Origin of the sequence: Exiguobacterium sp. N5, from assembly GCF_025842465.1 — a bacterium.
In the GTDB taxonomy this organism is placed as follows: Bacteria; Bacillota; Bacilli; order Exiguobacteriales; family Exiguobacteriaceae; genus Exiguobacterium; species Exiguobacterium profundum.
Window position 1 is genome coordinate 1,583,910 of sequence record NZ_JAPAEP010000001.1, and the last position, 16,853, is coordinate 1,600,762.

Sequence of the window (16,853 nt, forward strand, 5' to 3'; positions counted from 1 at the left end):
CTCCTTAGAACCGGAAATAAATGAATGGGTTAAATGTACTCGATACGACATATGAAATCGAGATACCGAAAATGAGCATGATATACGCCGCTCGTGCAAGACCAGCGCTTGCAGCAAGCACAGGACGATCCGTACTCACTTCATGACGCAAGAAGCGGGCGACTAGCATTTTCGGAAGCGGTGTAGCAGCAATCATCGAGATGACAAGCACGACACCGTACTGAACAATGTAGTAATATGCCGTTTGATCGAATACTTCACCTCCGTGTAATCCGAACATCACTTGCAGATACTCCGTTGCGTACGTGAAGTTATCGGCACGGAAGAATACCCAACCGATGACGACGATGAAGAGCGTGAACGCGTGGGCGAGCCATGCCGGCCATGCGGCAAGCCATTTCCCAAGAAATGCCCGTTCGAGCATGATGAAAATCCCATAGTATAACCCCCATGCGATGAATGTCCAACTCGCACCGTGCCATACCCCGGTCAATAACCAAACGATGGTCAAGTTGCGATACGTCTTCCAAGGACCTTGACGATTCCCGCCGAGCGGGATGTACACATAATCTCGGAACCAGCTTCCGAGCGAGATGTGCCAGCGACGCCAAAACTCAGACACTGATTTTGAAATATACGGATAATTGAAGTTCTCAAGGAAATGGAACCCAAACATCCGACCGAGACCAATCGCCATATCCGAATAACCTGAGAAATCAAAGTAAATCTGTAGCGAGTAAGCGATGACACCGATCCAGGCGAGTGTCGTCGACAAATCCCCGGCCGATTGACTGAATACTTGATCCGCGACGTATCCACAACTGTTCGCTAAAATCATTTTCTTCCCTAGACCAATGACGAATCGTTGGATCCCAGAGACGAAGTCATCGACTGTCTCACGGCGGTCCACGATTTCATCTGCGACCGTTTGATAACGGACGATCGGTCCGGCAATCAATTGTGGGAAGAACGATACGTAAAGTGCCAAGTCAAACAAGTTCTTCTGTAGACGCCCATCGTTTCGATACACATCGATGACATAACTCATCGCTTGGAATGTAAAGAATGAAATCCCGAGCGGAAGAGGAATATCCGGGTCGTTCAGCGAGAAGCCAAATACCGAGTTGACGTTCTCAACGAAGAAACTCGCGTACTTGAAGACCCCAAGCATCCCGAGGTTCCCGAGAAGCATGAGCACCATCGTCCATTTGATTTTCTTTGCATCATCACGATACTTGTCGACCATAAAGCCGAACACATAGTTCATGACGATCGATGCGAGCATGATTAAGACGAACCGTGGTTCACCCCATGCATAGAAAAATAAACTTGAGACGAGTAAAATCGTATTTTTTAACCAGCGTGGTGACACGAAATACAGCAGCAGCACGACCGGTAAGAAATAAAATAAGAATACCGTGGAACTAAATAACATACCGTATGGTCCCTTTCTCCCTTAAGACTTGCTCCGCTTAGCGGAACGTCACATAGAGATCATCAAATCGTACAGTGGTCGGTTCAAGCGTTTCTACGATGTATTTGTAGGACATCTTGAAATACTTGGCATCTTCCATCTGTTTGACGACTTCTACAACGGGGTTCACCCCTGGGTTCAATGTGAGCATGAAACGCTTATTCGATAAACGTTCTTCATCTGAATACTGCATGACGTACAATTCTAGTCGGATGGCGCGGTCGCCTTCGACATAAACGGATGTGTTGACTTCCATCTCTTCCCCTTCATCCATCTTGGCATCAGCCAAAAAGATTTTCGATGGGGGAATTTCAAATTTCAAGTCAAATAGTTGAACATAAATCGAGTCCTTTAGCGATTGAGGTAAAAAAGTGACCTCTGTCTTGTATTCCTCTTCGCGCATCGACATATGATTTTTATGTGGTCCACGCGGATAGTAATGGTAAATCGCCGGACGAATTCGCTTCGTTGACATGCAAGCACCTCCGAATCATTAGGATAATGATACAGAAAAGAGTTGCTGTGCCGGGCACAAAACAACTCTATTCGTTTTCATTTAGTTGGCAAGGATGGCATCGACGATTCGACGTGACGCCTCACCATCACCGTACGGGTTCGATGCTTGTGACATCGCTTTGTATGCCGTTTCGTCAGACAAGAGCTCATCCGCGAGTGAGAAGATGTTCTCTTCTTCAATCCCTGCGAGTTTGAGTGTTCCTGCAGCTACACCTTCTGGACGTTCTGTCGTGTCACGAAGGACGAGGACAGGTACACCGAGAGATGGTGCTTCTTCTTGTACGCCACCTGAATCCGTTAAGATCAAGTGCGACGTCGCCGCATAGTTATGGAAGTCGAAGACGTCGAGCGGTTCGATCAAGTGGACGCGTTCGACATCGTGAAGAATCTCGTTAGCGAGTTCACGAACGACCGGGTTCATGTGGACCGGATATACGACTTCAATGTCATCATACTTCTCGATCAAGCGACGGACCGCACGGAACATGTTACGCATCGGCTCACCCAAGTTCTCACGACGGTGTGCCGTCAACATGACGAGACGACGACCTTGTGAACGGATGCTGTCGAGCAATTCGCTCGCATAGTCGTCACGGACTGTCGTTTTGAGTGCGTCGATTGCCGTGTTCCCTGTGACGAAGATCATCTCTTCGTTCTTGCCTTCACGAAGGAGGTTGTCACGCGACGTTTCCGTCGGTGCGAAATGAAGGTCAGCCATGACACCCGTCAATTGGCGGTTCATCTCTTCCGGGAATGGTGAATATTTATTGTGTGTGCGCAGGCCAGCCTCAACGTGACCGACTGCGACTTGGTTGTAGAAGGCTGCGAGTGATGCCGCGAATGTCGTCGTTGTGTCCCCGTGGACCAACACGATGTCTGGCTTCGTTTCAGCGATGACCTCGCCCATCCCTTTCAATACGCGTGATGTGACATCGTAAAGCGTCTGCTTGTCCTTCATGATGTCGAGGTCATAGTCCGGTTTGATTTCGAACAACTCGAGCACTTGGTCAAGCATTTGACGGTGCTGCGCTGTCACGACGACAATCGGTTCTACCCCTTCACGTTTTTTCAACTCAAGTACGAGTGGTGCCATTTTGATGGCTTCTGGTCGCGTCCCAAAGACGGTCATGACTTTTTTCATAGGTCGTTTCGCACGGTCTGACTTCGCCGTGCTTCCTCCTCCCAATTGCTCACGCTTCGTTCGATACAGCGACCGACGAATGGCGTGTTTGTAGTTGTTCTTCTGTCAAAGGCGGTAAGATGTATGTCTCTCCGAGCTCTGTCGCATCGACGACCGTCGTACGACGTTTGAGCTTGTCGGCTTTAAACGAGTCTTGTTGCTCTTTAGACAAGTTGCGGAACCATTTCAAAAACTTGTTGTACTCCCGAACGACTTCATCGACTGGTCCATATTCGCGCACTTCTCCGAACTCGAGCCAAAGGCCGAGCGTACAGAATTGGCGAACTTGTGAGACCGAGTGACTGATGAAGAAAATCGTCTTCCCACGATCTTTGAACTCGTTCATCTTGGCGAGACACTTGTCGGTGAACGTTTGGTCCCCGACCGAGAGCGCCTCATCGATGACGAGAATGTCCGGGTCGACGTTGATCGAGATGGCGAATCCGAGACGGGACTTCATCCCGCTCGAGTACGTCTTGACCGGCTGATTGATAAAGTCACCGATATCGGCGAACTCAATGATGGCCGGTGTCAAATCGATAATCTCCTGTTTCGTCATCCCGAGCATCAACCCTTTGAGCTCGATGTTCTCGAGCCCAGTCAAGTTGCCGTTCAAACCAGAAGAGATCGCAATCAACGCCGTCTTTCCGTGAAGTTCGATTTTTCCGTGAGTCGGCGGCATGACGTCAGCCAACAAGTTCGACATCGTCGACTTCCCTGACCCGTTAATGCCGATAATCCCGACCACTTCCCCGGGTGGAACTTCAAACGTGACATTGCGAAGTGCGTAAAACTGTTTGCCCCCTGCTTTACTGAAGAAGATCTCTTTCAGCTTATCAGATTGCTTGTTATAAAGCGTATATCGTTTCGATACGTTTTCAAATTTAACCTGGTACATAAGGTCCTCCTCAAATGTAATCGATGAAGTGTCGACGGAAACGCAAATGAATCATCGACCCGACGAAGAAGAGAACGAAGACGATGGCCCAGTAATAGAGACCGTAAGCCCAGTTAGTCGCCAACCAGTCGGTTCCGAGGAACATCGACCGATATCCTTCGACTAAATAATAGAGCGGATTGATTTGTAGGATATTCGCGAGCTTCGCCGGCGGCACCCAAAAAATCGGTGTCAAATACATCAACATCCGCATCATCGACTGAAGAAGGTTTTGAAGATCGCGCACGATTGTCGTGAGCGCGGACGTAATCAAGGCGAGCGAGTACAGTAGTGCAAGCGCACTGAACGCCAAGTAGATAAACCAGAGCGAATGTAGCCCCATCGGGAATCCGAATGCCCACATCAAGATGAACGAGACACCGACTAACGCCACGTGGCGATAGAAGAGTGCGAGCAAGACGTATGCCGGAATCGTCGAGATTGGGAAGCTCATTTTGGAGACCATGCCGATTTTCGAATAGACGGACCGGGCCGTCGAGGTGATCGCCGAGGCAATAAAGAACCAGACGACAATCCCTGCGACCAACCATGGCAGAAACGGCACGCCATCAATCGGCCTGCCGCTTCGAATACCAAATCCAAATACGAACCAGTAAACTCCAATCTGCAATAACGGTGTCACGAACTCCCATAAAAATCCGAGGTACTGCATCGAGTTGTTGCTTCGCGTCTCATACGTGGCGAGACGGAAAATCAAGTACAAGCTCGACTTTAGCTCTGAAAGAATAGCTTTCGCGGATTTAAACATGTTCATTCACCTGAATCAAAGAACGAGATTCGTTTCCTTTGTATATTTGTAGAGGTTGCCGTAGTTGACGACCGCTACGTCTTCACCTTCTGGTTTCACGATGTTACGTGTGTCGAAGATCATCGGACGACGCATTGATGACTTGAGCTCTGCAAAGTCGAGGACTTTGAACTCATTGTGGTCAACCAATACGAGGACGAGGTCCGCGTCTTTGAGTGCTTCTTCTTTTGAAACGAGCTCGAAACGGCTTGATGTTGATTTTTCAACGTGTGAATCGTGAACAGAGATGTTCACACCACGGTCAAGCAAGATTTCAGCGATTTCAACCGCTGGGCTTTCGCGCATGTCGTCGACGTTTCCTTTGTATGTCACACCAAAGACAGCGACTTTCGCGTCTTCGATTCCAGCAGTCAACTTCTGAACGTTGTCTGCAACGTAGTGTGGCATCGAGACGTTCGTCTCACGTGACAAGTTGATGATTTTCGCGAGGTCAGGTGATTTCGCGACGATGAAGTACGGGTCGACCGCGAGACAGTGTCCACCGACACCTGGTCCTGGGCTATGCAAGTTGACACGTGGGTGCTTGTTCGCCATCTCGATGACGTCAAGAACGTTGATGTCTAAGTCGTTACATACTTTTGCGAGTTCGTTCGCGAGTGCGATGTTAACATCACGGAACGTGTTTTCCATGAGTTTCGACATTTCTGCCGTCTTCGCATCCGTTTTCACGATTTCACCTTCAACGAATGTACCATAGACGCGTGCGCCTGCTTCTGCACATTCTGTCGTGATCCCACCGACGATGCGGTTGTTGTGCACGAGCTCATGAAGGATTTGTCCAGGCAATACGCGCTCTGGGCAGTGTACGAGATAGATGTCTTCACCGACAGTGAATCCAGCTTCTTCGACGAGTGGTTTGACGAAGTCGTCCATCGTACGTGGTGCGATTGTCGACTCAACGATGATGACGTTGCCTTTTTCAACGAATGGCAACACTTTGCGTGTCGCATCCAAGACGTACGTCAAGTCACATGATTTGTGCTCGTCGTCGTTGTTCGGTGTTGGGACCGCGATGATGAAGGCATCTGCTTTCTCTGGAGAGAGTGATGCACGGAACTTCCCTTTTGCCACGACGTCTGCGACCATTTCGCCGAGACCTGGCTCTTCAATGTGGATCTCTCCACGGTTCAATTTATCAACAACATGTTGTGAGATATCGACTCCGACGACGTCGACGCCATAGTTCGCAAAGACAGCCGATGTCGGTAATCCGATATATCCAAGACCTACTGTACATACTTTCATTGTGTGGTAACCTCCAAATGTTTTGACGCGCTTTTTAAATAGCGCATTGTCCATCATTTTATTTCACATTCAATAATAAAACAATACTCATTATACTCTTGAACAATTCTTTGGTGCAATTACATTTTCATGACAATGTCGTCGCAAATTGTTCGTGTGTTTTGCCTGAAATGATTTGTTCCATCTCTCGATAGAGACGATCGAGCGCGAAATGTTTACGGGCATACGCCTGATAGGCTTTTGCGTCCGTCTTCAGCTTCTCGGTATCTTCTTTATAAGAGAGGATCGTATCGACAAATTTCGACGTATCCGTGACGAGTAGTTCGTCTGGGTAAATCGTTTCCGCGCCCGTCCAGTGGCGGATGAGCGGGTATGATCCTGCTGCCATCGCTTCGGCCGGTGCGAGATGGAAACTTTCCAAGTCACTTGTCGAGAAGACGAATCCGATCGATTGGAGCCACGTGTCGACGTCATTGCCGTGACCATCGAAGTGGACGTGGTCGTGAAGTTCTGACTCCTCGATTCGTTTCAGTAGCGCCTCGTAGTACGCGCTCTCCTCTTCGCGCTTCCCAATCCAATAGACGTCTTTTGGATGGTGCCCTTTGAAGTGGAGCTGGTACCGTTTGTCCGTCTTCAGCAGCTCTTCGAGGACATCGAGCGCGAGATCCGGACGCTTCAGTTTCGGGTTCATGCCGATCATACCGAGACGGAACGTCAAATCGTCTGCCTGTTTCGGTTTGTCGAGCTTGTCTGCGTCGACGGCGTTGTAGATGACCGTCATCTGGTGACGCGGGATTCCGAACAGACGATGCATCTCTTCTAACATATACGGTGAGACGAGGATGATGCGGTCGATGTTGTCGAGCGCATATTCCCGTGGAAATGGTGTTTCTTTCTCCTGACGATGAATTCGGACGATGAGGCGCTGATGCGGCAACTTATGTTGCGAGTACCAGACGGCGTTGCCGAGGCCCCATTCACAGAAAATGACGTCTGCTTGTGCGAGACATGCCTTGCTGTGATTCACATCATGAATCTTGTGTCCGTCCCACTGGTCGACGAGGACCCGGTAGCTCGGGTCGGCCTCGAAACGTTCCATGAACATGCGGATGAACTTCAAGTCATGACCGGCGAAGAGGATCGTCGTCTTCTGCATCTCCCAAATCGCGTCACGGAGACGTTCGAACGTGCTGGCGAACGTATAATTCTTCGCCATGTTGTAGAGCCGTTCCGCCGCATCCTTATAGATGGCTGGATGCGTGAAGGCGAGTTCAACCTTTTCGATAAATTCGTCTTCCGAATTGACGAAGAGCGGGTAGCTCGACCCGAGCAACATCTCGTGCATCTTGTTGCGGTTAAGGAGGACCGGCTTCCCGAGCGCCCCATATTCGAGGAGCTTCGTCGACAACTCGAGGCTGTCGTCAAGGTCCGGGTGACGCCACGAGATGCCGATGTCGCTCTCTTCGATGAGCGTCTCGACGTCCGCACGCGGGATACCTTTCAACCAGTGGACCCCTTCGTCCGTTTGAAGACGATGCGTCACTTCTTTACGGAAGTTTGGGTTGTTCGGGTCTTGGTTGAACTTGTCTCCTGCCACTTTCAATTCGACGTCCGGCATCCGGACTCGTACTTTCTCGAGTGCGTCGAGAATTTCAGCCGAGTACCAGAGTGGCGCGAACTTTCCTGTATAGACGAGACGTTTCGCCTGACGTTTGAACGTCGGCGTCGCCTCACGCATGTTCGGGATCATCGGGTTCAAGATGAGGAACGGCTTCGGCGTCTGTAAAAACGTCTCGAAGTACGCCTTCATCTCCGCTGTCTGACAGAGCATGCGAGCCGAACGGTCCGCAATCTTCTTCAAACGTGCCAACTCTTCCTGTGACGCGGCCGATGAATCATGCGTGAAATCTGTGAGATAAGTCCACGTCTTTTTCATCGTATGTTCATAATCGGAGAGCGCATAAGCGAGTTGGAACCCACGGATGAACGTCATGTCATACTGTTTCGTCTCGACAAGCTCGTGGATGAGTTGGGCCGCCTCTTCCGGCTGGAGCACCTTCTTCTCATAGTACGGCTCGTCTTTCTTCGTCGAGTCTTCCGTGAAGACGTCGATGAAGTTGACGCGGTCGAGCTGTTTGATCGACGCCGTCACTTCCGGTTTCACGATCGAGCGCTTCAAGAGCACGTCGACCTCGATGTTCGGGTCTTGGTTCAACATATGCACGACCGACGTGAGCCAGATGGCCGATCCGTCGATCAAGTTCAAATTGACGTCCCCGTATACGAGGATTCGGAGCGGTTGCTTCGTCATAATGTTACCTCCTGAAGGTCCGCTTCATCCATGGCGGCACCGGCTTTCACATACTGATACGGGTCGACACTGAAGATGCGTTTGCCAGAACGAGCAAGCTCGTTCAAGCTCTCATCCGCTTCAAAGATGTGGAGTGCCTCCTCCACCGTATAGAAACGGAGTGCCGACGGTTGCACGATCGAGCGGGACGGTGTCGCATCAAACACATAACGATACGACTCGTCATGGTCTTGTTTGACGAGCTGACCGTCATACGTATAGTAGTCCTCTTTCGTCAGAACGTCCGCTTCTGCATAGCGTGCCGCGATCAGATAATCGCTCAAGTAGTTCGGACCGTAATAATCGTCCGACTTCAAGTGGGCGACCCAATCGTACGATTCGACCATCTCCGTGAACGAGGTATAGTGCGTCAAGTAGCTACGCATATACGTCGAGATCGACGGCGTGTTATACGTGTTGTATACATCGATGTGATCCTCGAACTTATCGAGGAACATCATGAGATGTTTATGCTCATAACGTTGCGCCTCGAACTGAGCGACGACGCGTTCTGCCTCTTCGCGCGACTTGATGAAGGCGACGACGGCAATCTTCTCGTGGTCGACACGGTACGGGATGCCGACGTCTTGGACGATTTTCGCGAGACGTTGCGTGTACGTGTGATACGTCAACACGTGACGCATACCACGCATCGCGATGTCCTCATAGAATGAGTCATCTGTCATCAAACGGCGGAACGTTTCATCCAAGTCAGATTCTCCGTCGTCAAGGAAGACGTAATCGCCAAGCATGGCATCAACCCCGACCGAGCGTGTACTGACGACCGGTGTGGCGCAGGCGAGTCCTTCGAAGACGCGACGTGAGAACATCGTCGGTGAATCGTTGACCGAGTTGACGTTCAACATGACTTTATATCCTTTATATGCCTTGGCAATCTGGTTGTATTTCAAACTGCCGCGAATCGAGTGACGGAACTGTTCCGGGAATTGAAGTTGGTCGCTCTCCCCGCGTTGGTTGATCGCATAGTTACGGTCGTAAATCGCAAGACCATACTTGTCTGCTGCCGCGAACAGTCTGTCCATGTCAGCTTTACGTGATTCGTGACGGTTCGCATAATACGAACCGGCGAAACACGCGTAAGGCTCACGAGTCCCTGGTAAGCGGATCGGATTATGTTCTTTCGGCTGCGCCGCGAACGGTAACGCATCGACACGGTCATGACCACAATCTTCTTTATAGTTCGGAACGCGGTTCATGTCGGTCGTATACACATAGTCGAATCGCTTCGCCGTTTCAATGAAACGGTCGTAGTGAATCGGGTCTTCTTTGTTCCAAAAGACGGTCGGGATATTGTGATAACGGCACCAAGCGAGAAGCGCGTCGAGCTCTTCCCATGTGTTCGTGCCATATTTGACGATTTTCTTCTCCCATGCACCGGCGTTCCCTTTCCACGCCGATTCGACGACAAGGACGTCCGGTTGCTCATCGAGGAGCACCGTCTTCCAGTTGTCCGGTGTGAACGTGATGAGCTGACATTCTGGTTTGTAGGATGCCATCGTGAACTCATCGAAGATGGCCGCGACCTTCAGTTCGTGTAGTTCACGTGGGATTGGTGCGAAGAAGCGAGCCTCGCGCACGTCCATCCACGTCGGGTTTTCTGTACCATCGCTGACGAGTTCTTCAGCGACACGGATGCGGTCGACCCGAGCCTCTCCGACACCGTCGACACGGAGGGCGAAACGAAGGAAGCGGATGCCACGGTCAAAGTAGAAGACTTTCTCGCTTCCGATTTGAACCTGTTGCATAATCTGACGCTCCGTCGCCGAGTAGGCAATGATGTAGAGGACAACATTCGCCCCTTCATCGGCTACACCATCGAGCGTGACACGGTAACGACTGTTCGCCTTCACTTCATACGGGAACTCTGTCGGGAGCAGTTTGAAGCTGTTGTTCATCTCTGCATACGAGATGTAGCGGCGCTGATCGTCCTCGCCTTTCAACTGGACGACGAGTTGGTCATCTCGACTCTTCAATTTGATGAGGTCGGGTGCCGGGATCGTCCACATGTCCGGTTTGAGGGACAAGACGTCTTCACGGCGGACACTCTTTTCGCGAATCATGCCGATATTCAAGTTCTCAAGCTGTCCTGACCCGTTCACGCGGATGAAATAGCGGATGGAACGGTGTGACGGTGCGATGCGGACGATACCGCTCAGTCCGAGTGGCACTTCAATCAAACGATCCTGCCCAGATACCGTATACGTCGCGATGAATAGCGAGGCGTCCGCTGTACCCGTGCGGTCCCCTTTCAAATAGAAACGATACAAGTCATCGTCCATATCACCCGTCTCAAAATCGATGCCACGTTCTGTATCGACGTGTGGTAGCGCGATCTCATCGACGCCATAGTGCGTGTATTGGTTCCCTTCGGCACGGACGACGAGCGTGTCTCCGTCGAAGTGAGCAATCTCACTCTGTGGTTTGAGAGAACGGAGTGACGACGACGTAAGCGGATAACGGAAATCAAAAGCATCAAGTGATACGTTCGCAGCCGTCCCTTCGACTGTCCAAAGCGACAGCTTGCCGAGCATGAGCTCGACGAGGCTGAACGCTCCTGCCCCGTTGACTTCAAGATGAGCCCGGACGATTTGTTCACCCATGCCGAGCGTCACATCGACCTGATCGCCGTCCTGTACCGTCACGTAACGAGTACGTCCACCTTTACGCACGACTTCTAACGTCAACGTTGGCATCAGACCTTCGCGCGATTTGACACGCATCATAGCCGTGAACGTCTTTTGACCTGATTCGACGAGGTCGTTCACCGAGATGATATCTGAACTCGCGTTCGGTCGATACGTGACGGTGACCGGCTCGTCCCCAGAGAAGACAAGGTCCGTCCCTTCAACGTGTACGTAAGGTGAGCGTGTATACCAGTTCGGTACGAGTTCACGTAGTTGATGCGATTTGTTCGGGCGTTTGTTCAACACTTTACGACCGAGTCGCTTCGACCGTTGTACCCCAAGGTAAGCGGCGCGACGTGCTTTTTTCTGCCAATCCATCCTCATATCCTCCAAATCATCGAGTTTTTCGAGCTCGATTCTTTATTTGCGAATGCGTCGTGCAACCGCCTGTGCCTTCAAAATCGCTTTTCCGGCTTTCGATTGCACAAGACGACGATACTTCTGATTCAACACATCATATTTACGTTTCAAGTCACTGAGCGCTTGCTCTTTCTTCTCGAACGTCTTCACGGTCCATTCAAACGTGTACAGAAGATCTCCATACTTTTGAACGAGTCGTCGATGCTTTTGACGTAATAGACGTTCATCATGTTTCAAATGACGAATCTCTTCTTCCTGCAGTTTGATTCGTTGTTTCAACAATCCGATTTCTTTTTCAAATTCGTTGCTCATGCTCTCACCTCACAAGTATGCGTCAAAGTAGAGACGCTTCAATTCTTCTGTTTGTCCTGATTCATATAAGTCGACGAATTGTTTTACAATCGGCGTCTCTAATTCCATCGGACGATACTGTTCGATGATTTCATAAAGCATACCGGCATTGTCGACAAACTCTTCCGGTTTGCTTCGGCGTAAGAAGACCAAATACCACATCGAGAAGAAGCGTTCGAATCGTGTGGAACGGTATTGATCGAGTACACCTTCCCGGGCGAATGCTTTTGCCCGTGCCGTTTCCCGAATGACACACTTCGTAAAGTACTTCTTCGTGATCGTGTTGACTGTCGAACCGGCGACAGCCGCGTAATAATCATGAATCGTCAAGTCGAGAAGAGCGACGCGTCCTGCGCTGAGGAACATCTCTTGGAAGAAGAGCGAGTCTTGCCCGACCGCACCGATGACCTGTTTCAAATCGTGCTTCTGGATGAAGTCTTTTTTGATGACCATCGTCTGGATACTCTGTACCTTGAAGTTGTGCTCGAGCAAGTACGCTCTCGGGTCTTCGATGATGCGAACACCATCTCTTTCAAGGCCGTCTAGCTCAATCATGGCCTCACGGTTCGCAAGCTTCAACATACTTCCGACTGCGAGGTCAAGCGCGTCATTCTCTTTCATGATACGGAATAGTTCCGCATAGCCGTCGTTGACCGCTTCATTGTCGGGGTCAAGGAAAGCGATGTACGGTGTCGTTGCCAATTCGACGCCTTTGTTTCGCGGACGCGACGCACTGCCGCTGCCTCCGTCGTTGAATGAGTACGTGTAGACGTTCGGATACTTCCGCACGAGGCGTTCGATATAGCCGATCGTCTCTTGGTCCGTCGAACCGTCGTCGACGAGCCAAATCTCCATGTCTTCAAACATCGAGCTACGGCGAAGACTAGAGAAACATTTGTTGTAGAGATAACGACCGTTGTTATAAATCGGGACGATCATTGAAAGCGCATAGTCGCCCGGTTCGTTCGGGACGAGTACGTCATCTGCCGCGAGCAGTTCGAAATGATCGATGGCATAGCCTTGTCCCTCGATACGCTGGTCGTCCCGAAGCGTCTCAAGCGACAGGTGGCTTGCCGCAAACATCGTTAACGCGACGTCATCGTATCCCTCTACGAATTCATGTACAACGTCCTGCCCTTTCGTCACGAAAGCGACGTCCGTGTATTTGAAGGCGTTGACCATATCCTCTACATAATAGTCGAGGTAGTGATAACGGTCGTCAAATACCGTCACGAAGTCGGCTGTGCGTAAATCGACTTCTTGTAAATCTGCTTCTGCGACAAAACGTTTATGCGGATAGGATTGGCGCTCGAACAGCTCACGTGTCGCCGTCACGTCGCCGCGACCGATGACGAGGACGTCACGACGGACTTCGTGGTGAATGCCGAGAACGAATAACATTTCGTTGAAACGATCATAGATCGTATGGTTCGAGAAGATGGTGCGGACACCAGATAGCTGATGCTCGAGACGCTCTTCGTCTGTATCGAACATTTCTAAAATCCCTTGTGCATCCAATGCGCTCGTCGCGATGAATACGTTCGGGAAGTCGTTGTTGACGGCCACGTTGTAGTTCGTCAAGACGAGTTGTCCCCGTGCCTGTGCCTCATAGATGGCTTGCGCACTCATCGTCGGACTGTTTTTCACTTCATTGACGTGAAGAATCCAGTTCGAGGTTTCTTTCAACGCCTCGATCTCCTCTTGGTCCCCATGGACGAGGACATCTTGAAGTGATTTCGGTGCGAACGACACCTTCGATTCATCCGCTTCGCGAATTACATAAAGAGACTTATTCGCATCACGAACACCTTGTGCGAGTGTCTCCAAGTCTTTTGCGAAACGTTGTACCGGGAAACGGTTCGTGACGACGACCGAATCCGACTGAACACGCGTCATCCCGATTGGATTGAAGCGAAGTGGGTCGATTCCCGGACGGATGACAAAAACGCGCTCATGTCCGGCTTCTTCGATATAATCCGTCACACGCTCCTCGTTTGCCGTAAAGATATAGTCACACTGAGCGGCGAGTGAGGAGAAACGATCGTAGTGATTCGTATCGAGAGTAGTTTCAAACACGACACGAACATCAATTTGTTTGGCTTTGCGAATCAAATTCTCCAACCAGTGACGGGAGTGTGAACGCGGCGAACCCATGTGGTGGAATGCGGTCGTCTCATCTTCCACTAGCGCGGCCGAGATGAGAAGGAAATCAATCTTTTCGATTTCAGCCAGCTCTAAGAAGCCCGTCACATTCTCAAATAAATGGACATGACAAAGCCGCTCTAACTCTTTCGCTCGTTTGACCGGACCGACGAATGCCACTTGTACGTCCGCCTTCTCATAAAAATTGCTCCCATTCGATGCGATACGAGTCACATCTTGTTTCGGGAGTCGCGCTCGAGCTGATTCGAGTTCCGTTTTTAAGGTGGCTTGCTGTTCTTCAAACAATTTATCGTCAAGACGCGGGCGTTGTGCCTGTCTCGACAATGAAGGAAGGTCCTCAAGGGTGATCAAGTCATCTCCGTTCAATGCTTCTCTCCGGTCGACCCGTTCTTTTTCTTCTTTCAACCACGCAATGTGCGCTTGCACATCGCGCAGCGTCGCTTTTACATCCATACGTCCGCTCCACCTTTTTTAAGTAATCAGTATTTCTTCATCTTATCGTATCTTAACAGAGTTATATGTCGGTCGCAATTTGATGACAAATGTACACGCCTGAGTTTCCTATAAAAAAGACGGACCCATTCCTGGATCCGTCCGAAAGCAACCAATGATTGTCTTATTCAGCTGCGTTGACGTCGACGATACGTCCTTCAACAGCAGGTGTGACTTCTTCGCCGAGGCTGATCAAGTGATCGCGGAAGTTTTCCCAGTCGATGAGACCGAGGTCATTGACGCGACCGTCTTTGAATGCCGTTTCAAACTCAACATAGTTGTCTCCACCTTGCGCTGTGAAGAAGTTCGTTGCGACTTTGTAGCTCGTCGCGTCTTCGACATCGACAAACTCTGTGCCGTTGTTGTACTGCAAGCTAACGATGCGCTCACCAGCCGGTTTTGAGCTGTCGAACAATACTTTGAATCCAGATACGTGGAGGAATCCACCGTTCTCGATTGGGTAAATGCCAACGCTACGCTCGAAAGCAGCTTTTAATTCGCTACCTTTCAAGTCCATGATGGCAAGCGTGTTTCCGAATGGAAGTGTCGTCAACACTTCACCTGTCGTGACAGGACCTGCATCGATTGATGCACGGATTCCACCACCGTTTTGAACAGCACCGATGACAGCAGAATCATACTCTTTCGCTTTCGTGAGCATACCGTCTGTAATCAAGTTACCGAGGGCAGTTTCATTTTTACGGACACTTGGTGCTGTTTCGTCACCTTTGTCACGTGGGTTATCGAGTGGAGCTGTGAGCGAGACACCGATTGGGTCTTGGCTGATTGTATCCACGACATCTTTAAATGGTGCGAGCAATTCTACCGCATATGGATCTGGTTGAAGTGCCTTCACATCAATCAAACTACCCGCATGTTTGATGACTTTTCCATCCTTGTCGAACTCGACATCAACCGTTCCGAGGAAATTGCTGTATTGGTCCGCTTGAACGATGACCGTTGGCTCTGTTTTTCCTTCTGTGATGAGGACCGGAGCGCTCAAACGAGTATGCGTGTGGCCACCGACGATGATGTCGATCCCATCTACGTTTTCAGCAAGCAACAAGTCGTTGTCGAACGCCGGGTTGTCGTTATACCCAAGGTGTGAGACAGCTACGATTTGATCGACGCCCATCTCTTTGAACGCGTCGACTGCTTTTTGTGCTTCTGCGATGTAGTTTTGGAATTCAATTGGGCCTGGGCTAGCGATGGATGCCGTCTCTTCTGTTGTCAAACCGAAGAATCCGACCTTCTCCCCATCCACTACTTTGATGACTCCTTCATAAAGACGACCGTTGTACGCTTTTTGCGAAACTTCGTCACGGTAGAGGCTCTTCATGTATTGGTCATTTGCATAGTTGACGTTCGAGCTGACGAACGGGAAGTTCGCATAACGGACGAAATCAGCAAGTTCTTTGTGTCCTTGCTCCGTACCGAGATCGAATTCGTGGTTACCCGGCACCATCAAATCGTATTTCATGTAGTTCATGAGTTTGAGGTCAGCTTGACCTTTGAACTCGTTGAAGTAAAGTGATCCTGAGAAGACGTCCCCTGCGTCGATCAAGAGGCTGTCTGGCTTCTCTGCACGGATTTGCTTGATGGCTGTCGCACGTTTCGGTGCGAGATCGAGCGCGGCGTGCGTGTCGTTCGTGTGCATGATCGAGAGCTTGTATCCTTCTACTGTATAAGGAACTTCAAGTGTGATCGTTTTACCACGGTTTGTATATGTAGCCGTCGCGACGAATTCGCCGACTTCACTCGTGTCGATTTTGCTCCAACGTACTGCTTTTTCATACGTCCCACTTGCGAATTTCACTTGTTGCTTCACGATGCCAAGTGCCGGTTTCCCTTGTTTGAACACGAGTGGCTCGCTCGGTGGTAAAATCGCAATCGGGTGATCGAGGACGCGGACGCGTTTCTCAATGTACTTCCCTTTGCCTTTGACGATTCCCTTAGCTGTTTGGAATGTACCTAATTTCTCCAAGTTGACGCTCGATTTATACCAATGGATCGGCGCGCCCTCATATGTAGCATCGAGTGCAGCATCCAAGTCCCCTGCGTACACATACGCTGATTTCGCTTTGACGACTGGTGCTTTCGACGCAGCTTCCGTGACAACAGCCGGTGCGAGCGATGCAGTCGATACGGCCGCTACAGCGAGTGCTGTGTACAACTTACGAGATGATTTCTTTGTCATGTCCAATTCCCCTTTCAGATTTGCGAAGAGGACACACAAGAGAAAGCGCTTACA

At 50.3% G+C, this 16,853-nt stretch carries 11 protein-coding genes; all 11 read right to left on the minus strand.

What is annotated here, in order from left to right; translation table 11 throughout:
* Positions 1-4 precede the first annotated feature (4 nt).
* The 11 genes from OKS35_RS08260 to OKS35_RS08310 all read right to left on the minus strand — a co-directional run bounded on the left by OKS35_RS08260 (position 5) and on the right by OKS35_RS08310 (position 16,799).
* The gene (locus tag OKS35_RS08260) at positions 5-1,435 is read right to left on the minus strand and encodes an MBOAT family O-acyltransferase (protein WP_159562817.1); all 1,431 of its coding nucleotides are present in this window, start codon (positions 1,433-1,435) and stop codon (positions 5-7) included.
* Positions 1,436-1,472: 37 nt separating this feature from the next.
* Positions 1,473-1,949 carry a hypothetical protein gene (locus OKS35_RS08265; protein WP_196431112.1) on the minus strand — a complete coding sequence of 159 codons (477 nt, stop codon included), beginning with the start codon at positions 1,947-1,949 and terminating at the stop codon, positions 1,473-1,475.
* A gap of 81 nt (positions 1,950-2,030) precedes the next feature.
* Positions 2,031-3,131 (minus strand): non-hydrolyzing UDP-N-acetylglucosamine 2-epimerase, encoded by a 1,101-nt coding sequence (gene wecB / locus OKS35_RS08270; protein ID WP_012727108.1) that lies wholly within the window; start codon positions 3,129-3,131, stop codon positions 2,031-2,033.
* Positions 3,132-3,180: 49 nt separating this feature from the next.
* Positions 3,181-4,068, minus strand: coding sequence for a teichoic acids export ABC transporter ATP-binding subunit TagH (tagH, locus tag OKS35_RS08275; protein WP_012727109.1), 888 nt, complete (start codon positions 4,066-4,068; stop codon positions 3,181-3,183).
* Between the two features lie 10 nt (positions 4,069-4,078).
* Positions 4,079-4,876 (minus strand): ABC transporter permease, encoded by a 798-nt coding sequence (locus OKS35_RS08280; RefSeq protein WP_012727110.1) that lies wholly within the window; start codon positions 4,874-4,876, stop codon positions 4,079-4,081.
* 15 nt (positions 4,877-4,891) lie between these two features.
* Positions 4,892-6,181, minus strand: a complete 1,290-nt coding sequence (locus OKS35_RS08285) for a nucleotide sugar dehydrogenase (RefSeq protein WP_074036038.1) — start codon at positions 6,179-6,181, stop codon at positions 4,892-4,894.
* 127 nt (positions 6,182-6,308) lie between these two features.
* On the minus strand, positions 6,309-8,492 hold the full coding sequence (locus tag OKS35_RS08290; RefSeq protein ID WP_264092837.1) for a glycosyltransferase: 2,184 nt from the start codon (positions 8,490-8,492) through the stop codon (positions 6,309-6,311).
* On the minus strand, positions 8,489-11,554 hold the full coding sequence (locus OKS35_RS08295; RefSeq protein WP_264092838.1) for a glycosyltransferase: 3,066 nt from the start codon (positions 11,552-11,554) through the stop codon (positions 8,489-8,491). The genes OKS35_RS08290 and OKS35_RS08295 overlap by 4 nt, the downstream gene beginning before the upstream one ends.
* A gap of 42 nt (positions 11,555-11,596) precedes the next feature.
* A complete protein-coding gene (locus tag OKS35_RS08300) occupies positions 11,597-11,908 on the minus strand; it encodes a hypothetical protein (RefSeq protein ID WP_074036034.1) in 312 nt (103 codons plus the stop codon).
* Between the two features lie 9 nt (positions 11,909-11,917).
* Positions 11,918-14,563 (minus strand): glycosyltransferase, encoded by a 2,646-nt coding sequence (locus OKS35_RS08305; RefSeq protein WP_264092839.1) that lies wholly within the window; start codon positions 14,561-14,563, stop codon positions 11,918-11,920.
* 163 nt (positions 14,564-14,726) lie between these two features.
* A complete protein-coding gene (locus tag OKS35_RS08310; RefSeq protein ID WP_214690549.1) occupies positions 14,727-16,799 on the minus strand; it encodes a bifunctional metallophosphatase/5'-nucleotidase in 2,073 nt (690 codons plus the stop codon).
* Positions 16,800-16,853: the final 54 nt, after the last annotated feature.

Excerpts from the sequence above, each read along its gene's own strand:
- OKS35_RS08260 (WP_159562817.1), bottom strand. The coding sequence starts at position 1,435 with ATGTTATTTAGTTCCACGGTATTCTTATTTTATTTCTTACCGGTCGTG.
- OKS35_RS08265 (WP_196431112.1), bottom strand. The coding sequence starts at position 1,949 with ATGTCAACGAAGCGAATTCGTCCGGCGATTTACCATTACTATCCGCGT.
- wecB (WP_012727108.1), bottom strand. The coding sequence starts at position 3,131 with ATGAAAAAAGTCATGACCGTCTTTGGGACGCGACCAGAAGCCATCAAA.
- tagH (WP_012727109.1), bottom strand. The coding sequence starts at position 4,068 with ATGTACCAGGTTAAATTTGAAAACGTATCGAAACGATATACGCTTTAT.
- OKS35_RS08280 (WP_012727110.1), bottom strand. The coding sequence starts at position 4,876 with ATGTTTAAATCCGCGAAAGCTATTCTTTCAGAGCTAAAGTCGAGCTTG.
- OKS35_RS08285 (WP_074036038.1), bottom strand. The coding sequence starts at position 6,181 with ATGAAAGTATGTACAGTAGGTCTTGGATATATCGGATTACCGACATCG.
- OKS35_RS08290 (WP_264092837.1), bottom strand. The coding sequence starts at position 8,492 with ATGACGAAGCAACCGCTCCGAATCCTCGTATACGGGGACGTCAATTTG.
- OKS35_RS08295 (WP_264092838.1), bottom strand. The coding sequence starts at position 11,554 with ATGGATTGGCAGAAAAAAGCACGTCGCGCCGCTTACCTTGGGGTACAA.
- OKS35_RS08300 (WP_074036034.1), bottom strand. The coding sequence starts at position 11,908 with ATGAGCAACGAATTTGAAAAAGAAATCGGATTGTTGAAACAACGAATC.
- OKS35_RS08305 (WP_264092839.1), bottom strand. The coding sequence starts at position 14,563 with ATGGATGTAAAAGCGACGCTGCGCGATGTGCAAGCGCACATTGCGTGG.
- OKS35_RS08310 (WP_214690549.1), bottom strand. The coding sequence starts at position 16,799 with ATGACAAAGAAATCATCTCGTAAGTTGTACACAGCACTCGCTGTAGCG.